The sequence below is a fragment of the Oceanirhabdus sp. W0125-5 genome (assembly GCF_027938815.1).
GTDB lineage: Bacteria > Bacillota > Clostridia > Clostridiales > Clostridiaceae > Oceanirhabdus.
The window spans coordinates 5462208-5485206 of sequence record NZ_CP115913.1; the positions used below are offsets into that span (position 1 = coordinate 5462208).

Annotated in this window: 24 protein-coding genes and 1 riboswitch; of the genes, 3 read left to right on the forward strand and 21 right to left on the reverse strand. The window is 29.0% G+C overall.

Annotation, left to right across the window (positions count from 1 at the left end; all coding sequences use genetic code 11):
* The 12 genes from OW730_RS25385 to OW730_RS25440 all read right to left on the reverse strand — a co-directional run bounded on the left by OW730_RS25385 (position 1) and on the right by OW730_RS25440 (position 12265).
* Positions 1 to 1716, reverse strand: a complete 1716-nt coding sequence (locus OW730_RS25385; RefSeq protein WP_271226847.1) for a sensor histidine kinase — start codon at positions 1714 to 1716, stop codon at positions 1 to 3.
* 59 nt (positions 1717 to 1775) lie between these two features.
* Positions 1776 to 2231 (reverse strand): MgtC/SapB family protein, encoded by a 456-nt coding sequence (locus OW730_RS25390; RefSeq protein ID WP_271226848.1) that lies wholly within the window; start codon positions 2229 to 2231, stop codon positions 1776 to 1778.
* 79 nt (positions 2232 to 2310) lie between these two features.
* The gene (locus OW730_RS25395; protein ID WP_271226849.1) at positions 2311 to 3390 is read right to left on the reverse strand and encodes an ABC transporter ATP-binding protein; all 1080 of its coding nucleotides are present in this window, start codon (positions 3388 to 3390) and stop codon (positions 2311 to 2313) included.
* Between the two features lie 11 nt (positions 3391 to 3401).
* Positions 3402 to 5126 carry an ABC transporter permease gene (locus OW730_RS25400; protein ID WP_271226850.1) on the reverse strand — a complete coding sequence of 575 codons (1725 nt, stop codon included), beginning with the start codon at positions 5124 to 5126 and terminating at the stop codon, positions 3402 to 3404.
* A 294-nt stretch (positions 5127 to 5420) separates the two neighbouring features.
* Positions 5421 to 6449 carry an ABC transporter substrate-binding protein gene (locus OW730_RS25405; protein ID WP_271226851.1) on the reverse strand — a complete coding sequence of 343 codons (1029 nt, stop codon included), beginning with the start codon at positions 6447 to 6449 and terminating at the stop codon, positions 5421 to 5423.
* Positions 6450 to 6689: 240 nt separating this feature from the next.
* On the reverse strand, positions 6690 to 7556 hold the full coding sequence (locus OW730_RS25410) for a YitT family protein (protein ID WP_271226852.1): 867 nt from the start codon (positions 7554 to 7556) through the stop codon (positions 6690 to 6692).
* Positions 7557 to 7719: 163 nt separating this feature from the next.
* Positions 7720 to 7913, reverse strand: a riboswitch (cobalamin riboswitch).
* 158 nt (positions 7914 to 8071) lie between these two features.
* Positions 8072 to 8629, reverse strand: coding sequence for a GNAT family N-acetyltransferase (locus OW730_RS25415; RefSeq protein ID WP_271226853.1), 558 nt, complete (start codon positions 8627 to 8629; stop codon positions 8072 to 8074).
* Between the two features lie 56 nt (positions 8630 to 8685).
* A complete protein-coding gene (locus OW730_RS25420) occupies positions 8686 to 9165 on the reverse strand; it encodes a hypothetical protein (protein ID WP_271226854.1) in 480 nt (159 codons plus the stop codon).
* A gap of 249 nt (positions 9166 to 9414) precedes the next feature.
* Positions 9415 to 9750, reverse strand: a complete 336-nt coding sequence (locus OW730_RS25425) for a hypothetical protein (protein ID WP_271226855.1) — start codon at positions 9748 to 9750, stop codon at positions 9415 to 9417.
* A 148-nt stretch (positions 9751 to 9898) separates the two neighbouring features.
* Positions 9899 to 10828, reverse strand: coding sequence for a transposase (locus OW730_RS25430; RefSeq protein WP_271226856.1), 930 nt, complete (start codon positions 10826 to 10828; stop codon positions 9899 to 9901).
* A gap of 185 nt (positions 10829 to 11013) precedes the next feature.
* Positions 11014 to 11529: an NUDIX hydrolase gene (locus tag OW730_RS25435; RefSeq protein WP_271226857.1), complete on the reverse strand. Its 516-nt coding sequence runs from the start codon at positions 11527 to 11529 to the stop codon at positions 11014 to 11016.
* Between the two features lie 91 nt (positions 11530 to 11620).
* Entirely contained in the window at positions 11621 to 12265 is a 645-nt protein-coding gene (locus OW730_RS25440) for a pentapeptide repeat-containing protein (RefSeq protein ID WP_271226858.1), read from the reverse strand.
* Between the two features lie 190 nt (positions 12266 to 12455).
* Between OW730_RS25440 and OW730_RS25445 the strand changes: the two genes are divergently transcribed.
* Positions 12456 to 13364 (forward strand): ribonuclease Z, encoded by a 909-nt coding sequence (locus OW730_RS25445; protein WP_271226859.1) that lies wholly within the window; start codon positions 12456 to 12458, stop codon positions 13362 to 13364.
* A gap of 90 nt (positions 13365 to 13454) precedes the next feature.
* Here the strand turns inward: OW730_RS25445 and OW730_RS25450 are convergent, their stop codons facing one another.
* The 6 genes from OW730_RS25450 to OW730_RS25475 form a co-directional block, all read right to left on the reverse strand.
* Positions 13455 to 13799, reverse strand: a complete 345-nt coding sequence (locus OW730_RS25450) for an arsenate reductase family protein (RefSeq protein WP_271226860.1) — start codon at positions 13797 to 13799, stop codon at positions 13455 to 13457.
* A gap of 202 nt (positions 13800 to 14001) precedes the next feature.
* A complete protein-coding gene (locus tag OW730_RS25455; RefSeq protein WP_271226861.1) occupies positions 14002 to 15477 on the reverse strand; it encodes a phytoene desaturase family protein in 1476 nt (491 codons plus the stop codon).
* A gap of 45 nt (positions 15478 to 15522) precedes the next feature.
* A complete protein-coding gene (gene uppS, locus OW730_RS25460) occupies positions 15523 to 16164 on the reverse strand; it encodes a polyprenyl diphosphate synthase (protein ID WP_271226862.1) in 642 nt (213 codons plus the stop codon).
* Between the two features lie 53 nt (positions 16165 to 16217).
* Positions 16218 to 16607, reverse strand: coding sequence for a DUF1622 domain-containing protein (locus OW730_RS25465; RefSeq protein ID WP_271226863.1), 390 nt, complete (start codon positions 16605 to 16607; stop codon positions 16218 to 16220).
* Between the two features lie 134 nt (positions 16608 to 16741).
* Positions 16742 to 18292, reverse strand: a complete 1551-nt coding sequence (locus OW730_RS25470; protein WP_271226864.1) for a DUF4179 domain-containing protein — start codon at positions 18290 to 18292, stop codon at positions 16742 to 16744.
* Positions 18282 to 18824 carry a sigma-70 family RNA polymerase sigma factor gene (locus tag OW730_RS25475; RefSeq protein ID WP_271226865.1) on the reverse strand — a complete coding sequence of 181 codons (543 nt, stop codon included), beginning with the start codon at positions 18822 to 18824 and terminating at the stop codon, positions 18282 to 18284. The genes OW730_RS25470 and OW730_RS25475 overlap by 11 nt, the downstream gene beginning before the upstream one ends.
* A 293-nt stretch (positions 18825 to 19117) precedes the next feature.
* Between OW730_RS25475 and OW730_RS25480 the strand changes: the two genes are divergently transcribed.
* Both OW730_RS25480 and OW730_RS25485 read left to right on the forward strand, forming a co-directional pair.
* Positions 19118 to 19342, forward strand: a complete 225-nt coding sequence (locus tag OW730_RS25480; RefSeq protein ID WP_271226866.1) for a DUF1450 domain-containing protein — start codon at positions 19118 to 19120, stop codon at positions 19340 to 19342.
* 381 nt (positions 19343 to 19723) lie between these two features.
* Positions 19724 to 19951, forward strand: a complete 228-nt coding sequence (locus tag OW730_RS25485; RefSeq protein ID WP_271226867.1) for a DUF1450 domain-containing protein — start codon at positions 19724 to 19726, stop codon at positions 19949 to 19951.
* 53 nt (positions 19952 to 20004) lie between these two features.
* Here the strand turns inward: OW730_RS25485 and OW730_RS25490 are convergent, their stop codons facing one another.
* From OW730_RS25490 to OW730_RS25500, 3 genes are all read right to left on the reverse strand, one after another.
* On the reverse strand, positions 20005 to 20610 hold the full coding sequence (locus OW730_RS25490; RefSeq protein ID WP_271226868.1) for a hypothetical protein: 606 nt from the start codon (positions 20608 to 20610) through the stop codon (positions 20005 to 20007).
* A gap of 77 nt (positions 20611 to 20687) precedes the next feature.
* On the reverse strand, positions 20688 to 22283 hold the full coding sequence (locus OW730_RS25495) for a HAMP domain-containing sensor histidine kinase (protein WP_271226869.1): 1596 nt from the start codon (positions 22281 to 22283) through the stop codon (positions 20688 to 20690).
* Entirely contained in the window at positions 22276 to 22980 is a 705-nt protein-coding gene (locus OW730_RS25500; RefSeq protein ID WP_271226870.1) for a response regulator transcription factor, read from the reverse strand. Before OW730_RS25500 ends, OW730_RS25495 begins: the two co-directional genes overlap by 8 nt.
* Positions 22981 to 22999: the final 19 nt, after the last annotated feature.

Consider the following 22999-nt stretch of genomic DNA (forward strand, 5'->3'; position numbering starts at 1 on the left):
TTATATCGACTCCTTAGGCAACACAATTATCCCATGTGTCATATCCTTTATTCTCTTCAGTGTAACTCCATAAGTATCACCATAATGCAACTTTATTCTCTTATCTACATTTGATAGTCCAATTCCGAACCCTCTATGCTTACCATCCTCTTTAATACCTTGTCCATTATCAATGATCTCGATACAGATAAATTCTCCTTCTTGATATCCCTTTATAATCATGACTCCTTCACCCTTTAATTTCTCTAAACCATGAACAATTGCATTTTCTACTAAAGGTTGTATCAATAATTTAAGTATTTTAGTATTCTTTATTTCATCATCAATTTCAAATTCTACAGAGAATTTGTCTCTATATCTAATTTTTTGAATAGTTAGATAATTTTTCATATGCTCAATTTCATCTTTTATTGTTACAATATTCTCTTTACTACTTATGTTATATCTTAAAAGTTTGCCTAGTGCTATTGTCATCTTTACAACCCCATCATTCTCACCTAGCTTGGCCATCCACTTTATAGATTCTAAAGTATTATATAAAAAATGTGGATCAATCTGAGCTTTAAGATTATTTAATTCCGCCTCTTTTAAAAGGTATTGCTTTAAATACACCTCTTGAATTAATCTGTCCAGCTCACTAACCATCTTATTAAAACTCTTTCCAAGCTCCATTATTTCATCTTTACATTCATAATTAAACTCAACATTTAAATCTCCATCTTCCACTCTCTTCATAAGTCTTGATAACTCATTAATAGGCTTTGATATTCTTCCACTCATAACTAATGAAGATCCTATAGATAGTAAAATCATAATTCCTAAAAGTATGAGAAATATTCTTATAATTATTGTGCTCTCTCCATAAACTTCACTATAAGGTACAATATTTATGACTTTAAATCCTGTAGCACTAAGTGTATTAAAATACATCATATAAGATTTATTAAAAAACTCAAAGCTTCCTTTCTTATTTTCAAGAATAAAGTCAATCTCATGACTTCCATAAATAACAGGTAAATCTTCTTTATATATTTTATCAGTTACTATCTTTCCCTTGTCATCTAAAATCAATATATTAGATTCTTCTCCTAGATTAACCTTTTTAAATACATCATCAAAATATTCATCATATATATCTAAAAAAACATATCCTAAAACCTCATCAGTTACGTGATCTCTCATTCTTCTGATAATAGTCATAACTATATCTTTACTCTCCCTTCCATCATATCTCCTGTGAGCAAAATATACAGTATCCGACTCAAAAGAATTAAATATACTAAATGCATATCCATTAACATTAAAGTACATCTCCGAAAAATTCGGTTGTGTTGTAAATCTGCTAAGAGGATTCTTCATACCACTTATATATATAGGTATGTCCATCTTCTTAACCTCAATACTATTAATAATCTTATAGATTTTTTGAACATCTTCAAATCTCTCATCATAACTCTCATATTCTGGCTTCCTAAGTATATCCTTTATTTCTTCATGTTCACCAATATAATCGGCGATACTTTCAAGATTAGTCAATGTAGAATCCAGCAATTCAGCTACTATCCCCATATTATTATCAATTGATGAATTTATCTTTTTTGATACCATTTCAAAAGTTGCATAATAGCATACCATAGTCATTAAAATTAGTGGTATAACCCCAATGATCATATATGATTTAAATAACTTTCTTTTAAATCCCTTAACCTTTTTCATGATAATTCTCCTATATACGACTTTAAACTAGGATATCAATGACACCCTAGTTTTAAATATTATAATATAAATTTATTTTGAAATTTTTTAAGAGTTACCACTACACAGTATACCATAAATCCACTGAGAATACTTAATGTATAATATCCCATTCCAATGGCAAGTCCAATACAAGCTGTAACCCATATTGTGGCTGCTGTGGTTAGCCCTTTAACCGATCCTTTGTGATGTAATATTGTACCCGCTCCTAAAAATCCTACCCCTGTTATTACCTGTGCCCCCATTCTTCCAAAATCAGATTTTAACATATTTACAGTTTCAGGATTATTTTTAATTATTTCTATTGATTCTTGTATCATATGCAGCTGCATCATTGAAACCACTGCGGCACCAATGCATACAAGTATATGTGTTCTTAATCCAGCAGGCATATTTTTTACTTCTCTTTCGTACCCGATCATACCACCAATAAGAACACATAATACTAATCTAATAATAATTTGTGTGTAGTCCATTTCACTCACTCCCCATTATATAAGAAAAAATAAATTATAGAGATATAACTCAATAATTTATTTTTTCCTTTTTCATTAATTAGTTGAATGGAACTAGATGCATAATTTCTTCACTTAAGTCTATAAATGCTTTTTCTCCCTCTTTGAAAATTCTTTTGTTATGAGGGTTATGTCCTTCAATCTTACACTCTTGTCCATTTAAATCTATTAAATAATCCTGATATGAACCCATAAATACTGAAGATTTAATTGTAATCTCTGTGTTTCCTTCTTCTTTTACATCAAGAGCTTCAGGTCTTATAACAACCTTAACCTTATCTCCAGAATTTAATTTCATATCACTTGCAACTTTATATGTCTTTCCAGCGAAACCTATAATAGTTTTTTCCCCGTCACTCTCTACTACCTGCGCTATCATAATATTAGCTTGTCCAATAAAGTCAGCAACAAATGCAGTAGCAGGCTTTTGGTATATCTCATTTGGTGTACCTACTTGCTCTATTTCCCCTTTATTCATAAGTATGATTCTATCAGACATACTCATAGCTTCTGCTTGATCATGTGTTACATATATACTTGTTATTCCCGTTTCCTTCTGTATTCTTCTAATCTCATTTCTCATATAAATTCTTAACTTAGCATCAAGATTTGATAATGGTTCATCAAATAAAAGTACAGATGGCTCCATAACAAGGGCACGTGCTAATGCTACCCTCTGCTGTTGTCCTCCAGATAACTGGTTTGGAGCTCTAAGTTCTAGATCAGTAAGCCCTACTAATTCTAGTATTTTCTTAACCTTATCTTTAATCTCACTCTTACTCATTTTCTTAAGTTTAAGCCCATAAGCAACGTTATCAAAGATATTTAAATGTGGGAAAAGCGCATAACTTTGGAATACCATAGATGTATCTCTTTTATCTGGAGTTTGAGTTGAAACCTCTTCCTCTCCAATATATATTTCTCCCTCAGTAGGGATTTCAAATCCTGCAATCATTCTCAAAGTAGTAGTCTTACCACATCCTGATGGCCCAAGTAAAGTAACAAATTCTCCTGCCTTTATCTCAACTTCTATATTATTAACTGCTGTAAATAACTTTCCGTCATTTCCTATATAATTTTTAACTAAATTTTTAACTGTAACATTCTTTAACTGTCCCATAATTACTCCTCCTATCCTTTAACCTGACTAGTATCTATACCTAATTTACTTAATAACAACTTCATAATTCCAACAACAACTAATACAATAGTTATAAGTATTGTACAATATCCCGCTGCAACACCAACTCTTCCTACATCAACCTGTGACATTATCTCAACAGTTAACATGTTATATCTAGCAGAAACTAAGAATATAACTGCACTTAACGCTGTCATACTTCTTACGAAACTGTAGATAAGTCCGCTGAAGAATGCTGATTTAATAAGTGGTATTGTAACAGATGAGAATACTTTGAAAGTATTTGCTCCTAAGTCCTGTGCTGCTTCTTCAATAGCAGGGTCTATCTGCTGTAGTGAAACAATACCTGATCTTATACCAACTGGCATACTTCTAAATACAAAAGAAAGTACTATGATTGTTGCTGTTCCTGTAAGCATTAAAGGATATTTATTGTATGATAATACATATCCCATACCTATTACTGTACCTGGTATTGCCATTGCTAATAAAGATGTGAATTCTATTGCTTTTCTTCCTATAAATTTCTTTCTTGTTATTAAGAATGCTATAACCATTCCAAGTATACCTGTAATAGGCATTGAAATAAGTGCAAACTTAGTTGTATCAATTATTGATTTTAGCCCTAAATCTGCTATATATTGATAGTGCTTAAGTGTTGGAGTGTAATCAATACCCCATACCTTAACGAATGATCCTATTGGTATTAATCCATATAATACAATTATAAATACTGTGATAATAACACATATAGTCTGAATAGGTATTCTTATATAATTTTCTTCAATTAGGTTTCTTTCTCTAGATGGCTTACCTGTTACTGTTACGTATGATTTATTTCCTATCCAATATTTTTGAAGAACAAACATCAGTATAGATATTGATAATAGAACTGAAGCTAATGCTGTTCCTCCTTTTAGGTCGTAGTTACCCATTGATTGAATATATACTTGAGCTGATAATGTTGTATAGTTTCCTCCAATTACCATAGCATTACCAAAGTCAGCAACACTTTGAATGAAAACAAGTAAAAATGCATTTAATATTCCTGGCTTAACAAGTGGAAGAATTATTGTTTTAAATACCTGCCCTCTTGATGCTCCCATGTTTCTTGCTGCCTCTTCAATAGATGGATCTATTTGTTTTAACATTCCAAGAAGCAATAAATATGCAACTGGGAAGAATGTTAGTATCTGAACTATAGCTAGTCCTTTAAATCCATATACGTTAGCATTCTGTATTCCTAATAATTTATGTGTAATAATACCTCTTTGTCCAAATAACATAATAAATGACATAGCTAATGCAAATGGTGGAGATATAATAGGTAGTATTGAAACTATATTAAAGATTTTCTTAAATCTAATTTTCAAGAATGCATCTGCATAAGCAAATAAAAATGCTATAGCCGTTGCAACAAATCCAACAAACACACCTAATACTATTGTATTTTTTAATACCTGAATATTCTCAGTATTACTAAGTGCCTCTTTATAATATTTAAGTGTAATTATATTATTTTCAGTTAAAAAACTCTCTTTTAAAATATTATACAAAGGATAAACTATAAATAGCGCAAGAGCTGCTATAATAACTAGTATAGATCCTGTAAGTATTGGATCTCTTAATATCTTTTTCATTTCAACCATATGATAGTTCATAAAACGCTTTTTATCAGCATTTTTCTTTTCTGGGAGTGTTTCTTTCCCTTTCATTCTTATCACCTCAAACTTATGATTTAGTTAATTTTATATTCAATTTAGAAATGAGTTCTAAATATTTAGGGGAACTTTGTAGATCTATGAAGATATTAAATATGTGGTAATAGTTAGAACTCATTTCATAGATTTTAGCATTTTAAATTGTGTTTTATTTCTCAGGAAATATTCTTTTTTTACAATTATCCCTACGTTAATTGTCTGAATATTCAATATATGTCTTATAATGGATTAATCTTCAGAGAGTATTCTCTGAAGATTAATCTACTTGTTTACTAATTTAAATTAATATTATTTTTTAACAGCCTCGTTCCATTTTTCAACTAAAGCTCCTCTGTTCTCTCCAGCCCATTTGAAGTTATAGTCAATAAGCTTAGTGTCTTCGATTTGCTTTGCTTGCTCAGGGTTACTAGCCTCTGGGTTAGTAAGGAACTGATATGATCCAACTGTTTGCCCAATTTCTTGTGCTTCTTTAGTTAACACCCAATCAATAAACTTCTTAGCTGCTTCCATTTCTGGAGCCCCTTTAATGATACCAACAGCACCAATTTCAAAACCAGTTCCTTCAACTGGTGCAGAAATAGTGATATCCTTCATTCCTTCTTCTTTATACTTGATAGCATCATGTAAGAATGTAATACCTACCATACATTCCCCTTGACCAGCCATTCTTCCTGGTGCAGTACCTGATTTAGTATAAGTTTTCATTTGCTTATCTAATTTTGCCATATACTCTAAACCTTTTTCTTCACCCATCAATTGAAGTACTGTTGCTAAAGTAGTATATGCTGTTCCAGATGAACCTGGATTTGCCATAACAACCTGTCCTTTAAATTCTGGCTTTAAAAGATCTTCCCATGTTTGTGGCTTTTCTACTCCTCTTTCCTTTAAAAGAACTTCATTAGAAACGAATCCTAAGTAACCTTTATATATTCCTGTCCAATAACCTTCAGCATCCTTAAACATAGCTGGTATTTTTTCAGCATTTGGTGAAACATATGCATCTAAAAGACCTTTCTCTTTTGCATTTATGAACCCATCCGCTGGACCACCGAACCATACAGATGCTTTCGGATTTTCTTTTTCAGCGTTAATTCTTCCTAGAATCTCACCAGAACTCATTCTTACTGCTTCCACTTTGATTCCAGTCTCATTTTCAAACTCCTTAGCCGCTTTAATCATGTGGTCTTGCATTAATCCACAATAAACAGTTAAAGTTTTGTTTTCTTTAGCTTCATTTTTCTTTGCTCCACAACCAACAAATAATCCTACAGACATTACTGCTGCAAGTCCAAGAGCAAATAATTTTTTCTTAAACATTTTTGTCCCTCCCACAAATATCACATATTAATTTTTCTTCTTAATTACAATCTCATTATAATCTGCAAATCTCACTTTATCATTATTTTGCACATTAAAGTGCACAATTAGGTAAAATTTTTGAACATTTCATGAAGTTTCTTTTAAAATAAGACAAGTAGGGGACAAGTAGGGGACGGTTCATGAATTTATATTAAAAATTCATGAACCGTCCCCTACTTGTCTTGCTGATAACTTAAATTACCCTACTATATTCTTAAATCCTTCTCCAAAAGTTTCATAAACATCGTATACTTTTATAAATGCATTCTTATCTATAGTCTTTATATAGTTTTTTAAAGTTATAAATTGTCTTTTGCTCACCACTGTACTTAATATCTCCATAGGCTTTTGCGTGAATCCACCTTCTCCATGATATACTGTTGTACCTCTCTCTAACTCATTCATAATAAATTCTTTTATCTTCTCATTCTCTGAACTAATTATTTTAACTTCTTTTAGCGCATTAAAACTCTCAATCGCTTTATCTATAAGTAATCCGTTCATAGTTACTGTAACAAGTGCATATAATCCCTTTGCTATACCAAAAGTTATACCTGCAAATAATGTTACCACTACATCAGTAATTAAAAGGGACTTTCCAATGTCGAAACTGAAAAACTTATTTAATATTTTCGCAATAATATCAGTTCCACCAGTTGAAGCATTAGCGTTAAATATTATTGCCATACCTATTCCCTGAATAATAATTCCAATAATCATTTCTAACATGACATCCCCTGTGATTGGTTTAAAAACAGGGTATATCTTTTCAAGTACAACAATATATCCTGACAATAAAAAACTTGCATATATGGTCTTTGCACCAAAACTTGGACCAATTATTAAAAATGCAACTATAAATAAAATTATATTCATTATCCACATCAACATTCCAATTGATATAAATGGTAAATAATTATTTATTACCATAGCTAATCCGTTAACCCCTCCAGCAGCAATGCTATTAGGCATCAAAAAAAAGAATAATCCTAATGCAACAAGAAAATCTCCTATTGAAATAACAACAAAATCCTTAACCGTAAACCCCTTTAATAAATTTTTCATACCCTTTCCTCCTTTTAGATAATAAAAAAACCTCATACTTCTAATAGCACGAGGGTTAAATTCATGATAAATAAACCAAGATAAATAATAACCTTGATAAAATCTCATCATAAATACACTCCATCCCTCGTAGAGTTATAGACAATGTGAAAAACACTATCTATATGTATCTTCTCAATAGGCAGGTATCCTGACTCAAGCATTTACACTAATCTCCTTCCCAACAAATGTAAGTGTCAGTGGTATTAGATTAACTAAGCTCATACAGTGGCGTGACCGTGTGGGCATTTCACCCAACTTCCCTTTTAATAAAAAAGTATATTAATTACTCTTTCAACCTATGAGTATATATTTCATTTTCTTACTTAATTATACATTGTTAAAATTTAAAGTCAATTATTATTTATTGATTCTTTTAATTAAAACTAGGGACGGTTCATTAATTTATTAAAAAAATTAATGAACCGTCCCTAGTTTGTTTACTTTCTATTCTCAAAGCATATCACAACAACTTCTTACTCATCATAATTACTATAATCTGTTTCTGACTTTAATAATGAGTACATATATAAATCTTGAAATTTATCTCTAAAATAAGCATATTCTCTTAAAAGTCCTTCTCTTTTAAATCCTAGTTTCTCAAGAACTGAATAAGATGCAATGTTTTCTGGATATGTTTGTGCTTCAATTCTATTAATCTGCATACCTAAAAATGCATATTTAATTATTCCTGCTAATGCTTCACTCATATATCCATTATTCCAATAATTTTTATTCAATTCATATCCCATCTCACAACGTGAAAATTTCTTTATCCAATTATGAAACCCACAGGTACCGATAATCTTTCCTTCACTTTTTAATTCTATTCCCCATCTAATAAAGTTATTAGTTCTAAACCCATCTTCAAAGTCAAATATCATATTCTCAATAAAATCCATATCATCAACAGTATATATACCATAATATTTCATAACTTCTTCATCAGAATAGAATTCCTTAATATCAAATCTATCTTTAAGGGTTATTCTTCTTAATATCAATCTCTCTGTTTCAATTTTAGGAAATCTCATAGTAAAATTAAATATATCTATGCCTCATCACTTCTTTCATAAAATTTACATTCTTCTTACTTAACCAATTCCTTTGCTTTATAAAATGTTACAATCATTAGTATAGCTATTACTGTTATTGCAATCCAAGTCATTGATAATATAACACTACTTCTAAGTACTCTTAATATTATCGCACAAATTGTTAATACCACATATATCCTAAAATAATTCATTAATTTTTCTGATATATTATTACATCCTACACTCAATAGTAAATCTGAAACCCCATTTAAAATGAAATATATCATCGGTATAGTTACAATTACTTCAATAGTTAAAAATAATAGACTACTTCTAAATATAAACCTTATTAGTATAAATATCCCTACAATTAAACTTAAACTTTTAGCATTTTTAAAATCTTCATTACAACTTTCTAATTCTGTCAAAGCTAAGTATATAAGTATAATTCCTACAATATCAGGTAGTATATCAAACCCAACTACCCTTACATCAAATAACATCATCAAAACTCCCCACCAAAGTTTATCCATATTCATAGCCACCCCTTTTAAATATTATCCCTAATTAATTATAACTTACAACAGTACTATTAAATATTATACGAGCTTATTCTTAACATATATTCAATTTTATTCATTCTTTTACCAAAGCACTCATAAAATTGTTTTGCATGTTTTAGGGGACGGTTCATTAATTTATTTGAGAAATTAATGAACCGTCCCTTAATCTCTGCTTAATCCCCTACATTGAAATATATTAAAATAGCTTGTCTTATTTTATTACACTCCTTGTAATTTCTTACGAACATAATTGTAGCATGATAATAAATCCCTATCATTAATCAAACTAGAATCATGCTCAAATAAAACCTTAAAGTTACTTTTTGAATAGGATAATATTCCCAAGATTCCTTTAACATTACCCCAGCCCTCTTTTATCTCTTGATTTTCTAATACAGGATAATGGTACTCTTTTATCCCATTATTAATCCTTAGATTCCACACATGAACCACTTCTATATAATTAATAAATTTTTCTACAACTCTTTTAGCTTCAAACTTTGTATCAATAATTTCCTGTAAAGCTAATCTCCCTGTATCTAAGCATAATTTCACATTTGAATACTTTTTTTATCTACTTTTCCATGCATACCAATCATAAAATATTCCATTAATCCCTCCAAAACCTAAATTGCTAAAAATCATATTGAGTTATTTTATTTAATAACCTTTTCCAATTTATGTTTATTATTATATAAAAAAATTATATCATACATTTTTTAGTTGAACAATTTTTAGCAAAAACCTCAAATATGTTATCTAAATTATATTGAGAAATCATATCATATGCTTTGCTACATAAAACAGATACAGTTGACTGAGTAATATTTCCAATAAAATCACATATTTCTCTTTGAGTAAATCCACAATATTTTCTCATAAAAAAGACAACCATAGCTCTCATTTTCTTACCATATGGATTATTCTTAATATATAAATATTTTTTATCTATATCGAGAAGGTTACTAATCTGCTGAACTATTAAAATAGGATCTAGCTCCTTATACAATATCTTTCTTTCACTTCTATATTCGCATTTATCATCTATATTTATGTTATATTTAATTTGATAATTTATCCTATCATCTAATTCTAATCTTTCAGCATAAACTTTCCTTGCTTGATTTATATTATTATTAAAAAATCTCATGACATATCCTGAATCTATTAAACCATGTATATCTTCTCTCAATCCTAAATAAATTCCTAAACTTGAATGGGGATATTTCTCAATTTTATTTCTCCATTTAGGTAAGTCTTTTGCATTCTTATGAACATATAACGATGCATTCGCTAAATTTTTTTCATCTTTAATCAAATGACTCTTAAATCGCTCCCCCATTAAGGTGCCAGTTCTGTCGTATTTTTTATTATAATATTGTACATAACAAACATTAATACTCTTCATTACAGAAGACAAATCCGTTCCACAGGTTTCAATAATAAAATGTACATGATTATCCATAAAGCAAATTGCAAATATATTAACTCCATATTGTTTTTTATACTTCTTTAAAATTTCAGTATACATTTCTTTGTCACTTTCTTCTCTAAAAAGCAGGGAATCAGAATTTGATTTGCATATAATATGATAGATTCCATTCTCAATTTTCTTTCTAGCTGCTCTTGGCATAATCCTCATTCCTTCCTATTCTAATCATATAATTTTATAACTAATAGTAATTATACCAACATTTGTTCGTTTTATTCATTGTTCAATAATTTTTATTAATTCTTTATTCAATCATGAATAAACCCAAAGGGACGGTTCATTAAAATTCTAATTTTATTAATGAACCGTCCCTCACTACACCATATTTATATTTGCTTCTTATATAAAATCTTTATAACTTTAATTAAGTCACTCTTTGCATTATCCCCATCTGCTATTCTTTGTATTACTTCCTGAGGTGTAAGCCAATAACTCTCAATAAAATCTGATTTATTATAATCTGGAGTATGCTCCAGATTAATCTCATATACTTTCATAAAAGAGGATATATCTTCTTTGTATGGATTCAAATACAAAACTTCTCTATATTCAACATCATCAAGTTTTATATTTAATTCTTCTTTAAGCTCTCTTTCAAATCCCTTAAGATAAGATTCCCCACTTTGAACATGTCCTCCTACACTCATATCCAAAGCCAAAGGAAACATTCTCTTGTTTGCAGCTCTTCTTGGTATCCATATTTTCCCTTCTTCATTTCTTATAAATGCATTTATAACTCTATAATTCCTTATACCTTCCTTACATACTTCCCTTCTTGATACTGCCCCAATAATTTCATCATTTTCATTCACCAGATCTAATATTTCTTCCTTCTCACACATAACACTAATCCCCCTTTTAATACAAGTTATCTTTTAACAACCATGGGACGGTTCATTAATTTTTAAAGAAAATTAATGAACCGTCCCTTATTTACCTAACAACCTTAATTCCAATTAACTTAGACAGCTCAACTGCTTGTTCAGCTGTGACAATAGCGTTGTTTAAATCCTCTATCCTCACACCTATACCCTCAATATTACTATTAGTAAAATCTATACCTGAAAGACTGCACCCAGAGAATTCTGACTCTTTAAGATTTGATTTATTAAATATAATTTCTCCCAATTCTGCATCTCCAAAATCAGCATTAACTAAACTACATTCTCTGAATTCAACTTTTTTAATTCTTGAAAACTTTAAAGCTGAATAGTTTAAAGTACACTCTATAAATTCAACATGTTGCAATGATGCTGCTGCAAAAATTGCTCCTATTAATTTACATTCTGTAAATTTTGCTCTGTGAAATATACCATCACTAAAGTCTACATTGGAAAAATCACATTTATGAAATATACAATCACTGGCATCTATGTTTCTTAACTCACTTCCATTAAATCTTACACTTTCAAAATAAGAATTTTTAATTGATATATACTCTGCAACATTTCTAATTAACATATTATTTCTTAAGGTACAATTCTCGATAATAGAGTCATCTAATACAATCTCAATATCTTTAATTGCCTCTTTTGCATGATTCGAAATTCTTGGTTCTAATATTTTAATCTCATTCATGATTATTAACACGCTTCTTTCTTAGGTAATTAATAAAATTTTATTTAAATACAATTATCAAGTATTTTTCTTTATCATTCACCTTATTTTTTTCGCAAATTCATATACTTTTTTATATTATACCATTTTTTAGTATAAAATAGATGTATAGCATTATTAACAAAACCAATACGGAAGGATGATAAGTTTAATGATAGATATCACATTATTAGGTTGTGGTGGCAGTCTCCCTACCCCAAACCGTTCACTGACTTCATTATTCCTAAGTCATAATGGAAAAAGCATTCTCATTGATTGTGGTGAAGGTACTCAAGTCTCAATGAAAATCGCACATACAGGATTTAAAAATATAGATATAATATGTTTAACTCATGTTCACGCAGATCATGTAGCAGGTTTACCAGGACTTTTACTTACCATAGGTAATTCAGGTCGTGTGGATCCATTACTACTTGTTGCTCCTACTCAATCAAAAGATATACTAACAGGTTTATTGAAGTTATGTATGGCTCTACCTTTTGAAGTTAGATTTTTAGAATGTAATGAAAATAGAGTAACCCAGTTTCATCATAATGGAATAGATATACAAGCATTACCAGTAGAACACTCAATACCTACAGTATGTTATTCTTTTAATATCAGTAGAAAGAAAAAATTCAATGTAAATAAGGCTCTTAGTCTTAATATACCTAAAACTTATTGGTCAATTCTTCAATCTGGTGATAACGTTGAGTTTAAAGGCACAACATATACTCCAGATATGGTTTTAGGTGATGACAGAAAAGGTATAAAAATATGTTACTGTACTGATACAAGACCAATACCAGAGTTAAATAATTTTATTTATAATTCTGATTTATTTATTTGTGAAGGTATGTATGGTGATGATGCAGAGCTTTCTAAAGCAATTCAAAATAAACATATGCTGTTCAGTGAAGCTGCTCATTTATCCCAAAATAGTAATGTTAAAGAACTTTGGTTAACTCACTTTAGCCCCAGTCTATCTGATCCAATTATCTATTTAGATAAAACTCAAGAAATCTTTAAAAATACTATACTTGGAGAAGATAGACTTAGCACTACACTGAAGTTTGAGTAATATAGTTTAACTAGTCAACTTTAATAGGGGACGGTTCATTAATTTATTAAATAAATTAATGAACCGTCCCCTCAACAACTAATTTATCAACTACTCTTCCCAACCCTTCCAAACTTCTGGCTGATAACCTACTGTAGCCTTTTTACCATTTCTAACAATAGGTGTTTTGCACAACTTTTGATTGTTAAATAAAATTTCTTCTCTCGCACTATCACTTCGTACTTTAGCTAAGTCTGATTTTGCATAGGCTTTAGAATTTACATCTATTAAATTCATTACTCCCTTAACACCAGCAAGGACACTCTTAAACTCACCCTTACTCAACTCTTTACTATTCATATCAACCAACTGATATTTTACTCTTCTCTCTTTAAAATATCTTTCTGCTTTCTTTGTTTCAAAACACTTTTTAGTACCGAAAATTTGAATATTCATTATCACTTTACTCCTCTACTTTGCATCTATATATTTCTATTAATATTTAATTAAATTATCATCTAACCTAAGTATTTATATAATCTAAATTTATACTAAATATTATACACTAAAAGTTAATATATTTGGAAGCTAGTAAACAAACTAGGGACGGTTCATTAAAACGATAAAAGTTTTAATGAACCGTCCCCTACCTAAAATATTATTTAATATCTCTCATTACTGACTCCTCTACAAGTTTACTATTTAATAGCACCAATGATACTCCTGTACCTGGGTGTACTGATCCTCCTGTAAAATAAAGATTTTTTATTTTCTTGTGTTTTATATGAGGTCGAAAATAATTTGTCTGAAAAAGATTATGACTTATTGAAAACGCCGCTCCACCATATGCATTAAATCTTTCTCTTAAATCATATGGAGTCAAGTATTCCTCAAGAATAATATGTTCCTCAATATCCTCAAACCCCTGTATCATTTTAATTTTATCAATAAGGATATTTCTTATGTTTTTTTTGTAACCTTCATCCCACTTACCATTAGATTGCATTAAGTTTGGTACCCTTATCATTACATTAATTGCTTCACATCCATTTGGTGCCATATTCGAATCAATTCTACTTGGAGAATATATATATATGGATGGTTCTGAACACATTTCTCCATGAAAAAAACTTTCAATACTGTTTCTAAAGTTTTTAGATAGAAAATGATTGTGCACCTTTAAATTTTCATATTTTTTATCTAATCCTAAATATATAATAAATACTGAAGGTGAATGTTTTAAAGCCCTATCTTTTAATGTTATAAATTCTTCGTCTATTAACTCTTCTACTGCATATGAATATTCAGCATTACAAATAACTATATCACTTTTGTAAATGTTGTTATTAGAAACTATTCCCTGTGCTACTCCTTCTTTAATTAAAACTTTATCTACCTTTGCATTTGTATATATTTCTCCTTCAAGTTCTTCTATTACTTTTTTTAGAGCATTGATATATGAGTACATTCCTCCTTCTATAAGTCTCAACCCATACAATTGCGATACTAAAGGAATCAATGTATAAACGTTAGATTCTTTAAATGGAGATACCCCTATATACATTGCTTGAAAACATAAAAAACTTATTAATCTCTCATCTTTGATATAGTTTTTTAAGTAATTATATGTAGATTTAAGTGGTTTTAGTTTTAGAGCTTTTCTTAATGTGCCTATATTAAAAAAACTATTAAAACTATCAAAATTACATCTTAAAAAATTTTCATCAGCAATCTTATATTTTTCATAAGTCTTATCAATAAATTTCATATAACCTATACTATCTTCTGTTGAAATAGCTTCAATGGATTCTATAGTTTTGTTGATATTTTCATAAAAATCCATATAACTTCCTGTTTCAAAAAAAACTCTATAAAAGGGATCGATTTTTAAGAAATTTAGATAATGATCTGGATTTTTACCAATATCAAAAAATATTTCTTTATATATATCTGGTGTCATTAAAATTGAAGCTGTTAAATCAAATTTAAATCCATCTTTTTCTAAAATATTTACCTTTCCGCCTATAGATTTCTCTTTTTCAAATATTTGAACTTTAAAACCTCTATTTAATAATCTAATAGCTGTAGCCATTCCGCCTATTCCAGCACCAACTATTATCGCATTCTTTTTCAAGACAATCTATCCCTTCATATAATTACCTATAGTGGATAAAAAAAATTATCCTCCTAATGTTATATCCTGTTCATCATACCATTCCAATGCATCATAGAAATGTTTCTCTTTAAATTCAGGCCAGAAATCATCTATAACATAAAAATCTGCATAAATTGATTGAACAGGTAAAAATCCACTTAGTCTTCTTCTTCCTCCCCATCTTATAATTAAATCTACTCTTGAAATATCATTTGATTTAATATGATTTATTATATTTTTATTATTTTCCTCTGTTTCTTTAAGACTATTTAAATCCCATTTCCATCCGTAGTTTACTAAAAAGTTAACCTTAATCTTTCCATCACCAAATTGTGTTCTTTTTGTATACTTGAGAAGTTCTTTGGGAAACATAGGTGAATCTGTATTTCCAACTACAAGTAATGAAGCATTCTCCTTAGCAAGTATTTCAACCGCATCTATACATGCCTTTGTAAAAGCTAATCTCTGTTCTTTTGGACGTTTTGTATTATCTGTTGTAAAACCATAATACGTTATTTCCTCCACGCCTTCTTTTTCACATAGTTTGAATAAATCTAACCCAGGATTTATTCCACCATCATATCCTCTATCTTTTGTCATACCTTGTGTAACAGCCCATCTCCTATTGCCATCAGGTATAACCCCTACATGTTTAGGAACTCTCATTAGTATCTCCTCCTAATTCTTTTATCACTATAATTGTCTGTCATATATAAAAATCAAAATCTTCCATTACTTTTTCTTTTTATTTTTTTGTTAAGATTCAAATCATCATCACTTTTTTTCTGTGCCATATCAGTTTTTATTTCCCAATGAATTACAAATGTTAGGATTACTCTAATAGCTATTACAGCACCTAATATATAGAGCTCTTCAATTTTCTCTATTATTACACTTCTTATAATTTCGCTTGCAAGTTTAAACTCCAAAGCAAGAACCATATTCTTTGCAAATTGAATTCTAATCATTCTCTTATTAGGATTAAACATGCTTTTAATATAAGAATAGAAAGTTTGCCCAGCTGCAATAATTATTACGAAAATCCCCATCCCCTCGAGTACATACACAACAGTAACTACCACTTTATGTAATATCTCTTCAAAATTCATGAGATCACTCCTATTATGTTTTCTAAATATTAGTATTTCTTATACTGTTAAAATAAATTCATAACTAAGCAGGGGACGGTTCATTAAAATTTTTAGAATTTTAATGAACCGTCCCCTGCTTGACTATATTTTTGCTACTTATCTTCCTTAGAAAAAATCTTTACATTGCCCTCAAACTCTATAAATTTTTCGTCCTGCTGAGTAGTAATGAAAATCTTATTTTGAATTACATTTTCCTCAAAAATTTTCTTATCTATCCTAATATCTAATATCTCGTATTTCTCATAAATTACTATACCTTTATCTTCATTAAGTTTTTCCTCTTCTAGCCTTATTTCATTATCTGAATATATAGGTTTAATATCATACCCTTCTGATAAATATTTATGTCGTGCATAACTATTATTTTCATCAACTTTAACTATCTTATACACCCCAATTCCATTTCCATACCCATGTGAAATTTTTATATTTCTATTTGTTTCTGGTACCAATCTAAACTTGTAATACTCATCAGTTTCTTTAAAATCCTCAATATTAAAATATTTATCATATTCATTAATAATCTTAATATCTTTAATATTTATTTCTATATTTTCAACTAAATCATGATATCCAATCTTTAATTTTTTTAGGTAGCATTCCTCAAAATCAATGAAATATGGTGAATTAACGTACTCTATAAATTCATATTCTACAGTATTTCTAGGTACTTTATTTCCATTTTCATCAATAACATTTATTGGTTGACTTCTACCTATCTCTTGATTTATTCCATCTCCATCAAGCTTATTCCACTTGACTCCATTATTATCCTCAAGCTCTACTTCAACACTACTAATTATTTTTTCCTTCTCTATAATAGTATTATATTTAAAACTCAATCTCATTTCTGTAGGTTCAATCTCCAATTTATCAATTATGATTTCTTCATCTCCAACTTGTATTTCTTTTTTTATTTCCTTAACAACTTCCTTACTTTTCTCCAATTCCCCAACTGATACTTTAAAATTATCTAAGCTCAATAGCTCAACACTAACAAACTGTTTATCTGATGTCCAAATATTACTCATTAATCTTCCACTTATATATATATATCCATCTATATCATTAAAGTTATCTATTTTTGCTGCTGTATCTTTCCGTATTTTAAATATACCTTTGTTACTCTTTGTTACATTAAAAGTTATCCCTGTATCTAATACCACTACATTTCCATTTTCATCAGTTATCTTAGGATCTTTAAAAAATAATATATTATTTTGATCATTAAGTTTATTATTCTTATCTATAATCTCATAAAAGAAAACTAAATTATTTTTATCTCTCATTCCATGAATAATTCTAAAAATATAATCCTCATTATTACATTCAGCTAATATATTCCCACCATATTCATTATCAACTGCAGCTTGTATACTTTTCTCGTGTTTGAATAAACTTATTATCTCTTTAACTAAAGGTAGATTAGCCACCCCTTCAGCGAATGTAGGCGATAGTAAACATCCCCCAATAGTTATAGTAATTATTACTCCAATAACCGCAACACTCTTAACCCATGCTTTTTTATACCAATTTTTTTCCTCTTCTTTTCCCTTTAAAACACCTTTTTTTAGTGCATTCATCAATTCATTATCTATATTTTTCATATTCATATCTTCATTAAACTTGTCTCTATCTAGCATAAGATTCACTCTCCTCTATAATAGATTTTCTAAGCATCTTAATACCTTTTTGAATTTGAGACTTAATAGTGCTCTCAGGTTTTTTCATTATCTCTGCAATATCCTTTATCTTCATATCCTGAACAAACCTTAAAATTATTACCTCTTTATAAGGATGTTTCATATTTTTAAGTTCATCATAAAGAATTATATTATCGACACTTATCTCTTCTATGCACACCTGACTATCGTCAGAAACCCTTGAAATATCTTCAAATAAAATTATCTTCCCTTTACTCTTGCTAATATCTCTACAATAATTTATCAATATCCTTGTAAGCCAAGCCTTTATATGAATACTCCCTTTTCTGAGACTTTTTCTATTTTTATAAGCTCTATATGCAGTCTCTTGTATTGCATCCATGGCATCTTCCTTATTACCTAAGTAATAATAAGCACATTTATATAGATGTTCTCTATACTGAGCTAATAGATTCACAAAAGCCTCTTCATTACCATTGACTGCTTTTCGAATAATTTCATTATTATCCAATCTCTAAACCTCCCATTACTTAATTATTATATTAAGTATGTACTTTTTGGTCTTATCATTTCACTATAAATTAATAATATAAACTCCATTGATATATTTTACTTTTAATGTTATATTTACCTCATTCACTATTATAAACTGTTTAACCTTCAAAAAAGACGATGAATTTTTAAAAATAGGGGACGGTTCATTAATTTTCTAAAAAAATTAATGAACCGTCCCCTAAAAGAATAAAAAAAATTATTTTTAAAATACTAATAGAATAAAAATTAAATAATTGGAGGTTGTGTTAAATGAAAGTAATTAAATTTTGTGAGAACAATTTTGGTTATGAAACAGAAAATGTAGTTAATAAACTTAAAGAAACATTGCAAACCACCAAAGTCGAAGTCTCTCCTTGTCTTGGACATTGTGGTGAATGTGCTGAAGGTCCTTTTGCATTAGTAGATGATGAGTTTATTTCTGCGGATACTGCTGAAACACTATACAATAAAATTATGAACCACTTAAATAGCTAAAACCTACTCTTCTTATCTTTTTTATATAAGTCTTTACGTTAATAAAATTCTTTCAATTATTCACATTTTATTGAAAGAATTTTATTTTTTATTTAAAATGACTTTATTTCATGATATTTATACAATAAATTTCATTGCGTATATATTAGATATTCTATGTATATCATTAACAGCATAAAATTCTGATTAAAATTAATAATAATATTATATAGGTTTGTACAAACTTATTTATTTTCTATATACTAAACCTTCTATCAAAACTTAAAAAAATTATTTAATTCATTCTTTAAAGATACTTTTTTCACCAAATAAACTTAGCAAGATTTGTTTGATTGTTTATTATAGATTAAAATTATTTTTGATTATTAAGGGGGATTTTCAATGATTGATATAAAATTTTGTGAACATAATTATGAAAACGGAACAGAGAATGTAGTTAAAAGACTTAAAAATGACATTAAAGATGGAGAAATAGAGGTTGTTACTTGCCTTGGATTATGTGGAGAATGTTCAACAGTTCCATTTGCTCTAGTAAATGATAAATTAATTAAAGCTGATACACCAGAAAAGCTTTATGATAAAATCATGAAAAAATCAAATGAAGTTTAGAAAGGTTAATATCTTCCTAAACTTCATTTGCGAAAAATATTTTATTAAAATAATTAACTTAAATACTCAAAATCAGTTTTTTCTTTACTTAGAACATTTAAATTACTAAGTTCATTCAAAAGTTCACAGAATAGTCCGTTAATTTCTTTTAAACTTTTTTTATCTTTTATTACCCCATATACTTTAAATTGCAGTTCATTAGTATGGTCTGGAAACTTTCCACCAAAAACACCTTGATTTCTTTTAATAAACATTTTAAATTTTTTCTGAGCTAACATTAATTCTAATATTTTATCATTTTTGAACATTGAACATATTATCTTTTGATCATTACTTTTTATAATTAATTGTTCATCAATACTCTCAATCCCTGTTGTAATATTATCATTTGTTATAATTTTTTCAACCCATTTGAATATCCCTTTTTCATGGATATCCATGTAGAAATCCATTTTTTTAACAAAAGGAACCCTCACTCGTGTATATTTTGTATTTGTTCTTCCATCACTAACAGTATATGTATCAAAGACAATATTCCAGTTTCCATTCTTAAGGATTACCTTAGATGGTCTAAATCCATCTTTTTCAATAAATTGCCCTTTCATTTCTTCAGCAAACTCTTTCCAAACCATATCTTTTTTATTTTTAAATATCCCCATGTTTGAAGCCTCCCCCGAGTTTTCATATTTTCTTTATTGATTTATAAGCTATTAAAATATATATTAATTATACCATCTTAAGTCTGGTAAATAAAAAACTCTACTCCTGCTCCACCATTTTTATTATTATATATTCTAAGTTGTCCATCATGTAAATTAATAAGTTTCCTAGATATATATAAGCCTAGACCAGAATGCCCTGATCCACTCCCCCTTGATTTATCACCTCGATAAAATTTTTCTAAAGCCATCTTCAAATCTTCATTACTAAATCCACTTCCACTATCCTCAATAGCTATATTTAGCCTTTCATGGTGCGCATTTATTCTGACTGTTATTATCCCTCCATCTGGTGTATACCTTATACTATTGGTAATAATATTATCTATCACCTGTGAAACTCTAAGCTTATCCACCATAACATCTTTTAAAATACCCCCTTTTACACCATCCTCTTTTATCCTTAATCCATATTTCCTGATATGCTTGTCCACCCCATCTACTTCTTGTACATCTACTTCTTGTACATCTACTTCTTGACTAAAAACACTTTCATTATTAACTTGTTTCCCTATTTCTTCTTTCTCTAAGTTTCCCTCATCCCAACATTCAACTTTAATCATAATATTCTTATCATTGGTTAACGACTCATATTCTTTAACCTTGTTCTCAATAAATTTATATATATCTACTTTTTCTTTATTCAATTTAAAATCAACATTCTCTATCTTTATAAGAGTATTCATATCATTTAAAAGAGCAACAGCCCAATCAGATGAATTTTCAATACTTCTCAAATATTTTAGCAGCCTATCTTCCTTTTTGTATGCTCCATCATTCAACATCTCTGCATGCCCTTTAATTATGGTTAAAGGAGTTCTAAGATCATGTGATATAGCCGATATCATTAAGTTCTTTTCATCCTCTAGCTTCCACTGTTTATTCAAAGTTTTATGTAGTTCTGACCTCATATCTTCAAATGAAGTTACCGCATCTCCTAATTCATTTTTATATGGATAATTTATATGAAAATCAAGATTGTTATTTTTGATTTTCTCTGCTGCCTCAGTTAAAATCCCCAATGGTTCCTTTATATTCTTGCTTAACTTCCTACCAAAGATAACTGTAAATACTACAACTATAATAAATGGAGATAATATTATTCCCCATAATATATTTTTAGTTATTTTATCTTTGTTTTTATAACTAACCTTTAACTCATATTGTATTGCACATTCACCTACAAGTTTATTATTTCCATCCATAATAGGTATATATTTTGATACCACATTGCTTGATACATGTTGAGTATTTAATCTCTTTACCCACTCTTGCTCTAAAGTATCTTTATTGGGGAATATATCTATTTCGGCATTGCCATAAACATATTGCCCATTATTATCTAAAACTATATATTTAATCCCGTTTTTAGGTACAATCTTATTCATTATTTCCTCAAATGATACTTCCAATACTTTTTCTTTATTCTCATTAACAGTATTCTCAATTCTAGGAACTATCTTTTCATAATGATTTGCTGGTAATAACTTTGTATCATGTAGAATATATATTGAGAATATAACTATTTCTATAAAAAGAGTTAATAAAGTACATAAAATTATAAGAAAGAATGTATATGAGAACTGCTTACTTAGAGACTGTCTTTTAAGCACTCTCATCACTTCCTTTCTTATGAGCACCCCATCTATATCCTACACCCCATACTGTATCTATATATTTCACATTAGGCTCCACCTTAGCTAATTTTGCTCTAACTTTCTTTATATGCTCTGATACCGTTGAAGAATCACCTTCAGCATCATATCCCCATATCCCTTCATATATTCTTTCCTTAGAAAAAACTTGTCCTGAATTCATTGCAAGAAGTTCAATAATATCAAATTCTCTTTTTGTCATTTGTATTTTTACACCATTAAATAGAATCTCTCTACTTTTCAGGTCTATATTTAAATTATGAAAAGCTATAAACTTTTTCTCTTTATTTATATTTCTCTTATCTCTCCTAAGATGTGCTGCCACCCTGGCTTTCAGTATTTTTATACTAAAGGGCTTTGTAATATAGTCATCTCCTCCAACAGCTAACCCTTTCATCATATCTTTTTCTTCAGTCTTAGCAGTAATAAATATTATTGGACAATCAACCATATCCCTGATATCTCTACATAATTCAAATCCATTCTTACCAGGCATCATTACATCCATTAAAATAAGCTCTATCTCTTCATTTAAATACTCTATTGCTTCATTACTATTTTCTGCTTTATAAACAACATACCCCTCATCACTTAAAGCATCATATATCAGACTAAGTATATCTATATCATCATCAATAATCAATATCTTTTCCACTACCTAGCCCCCTTCATCT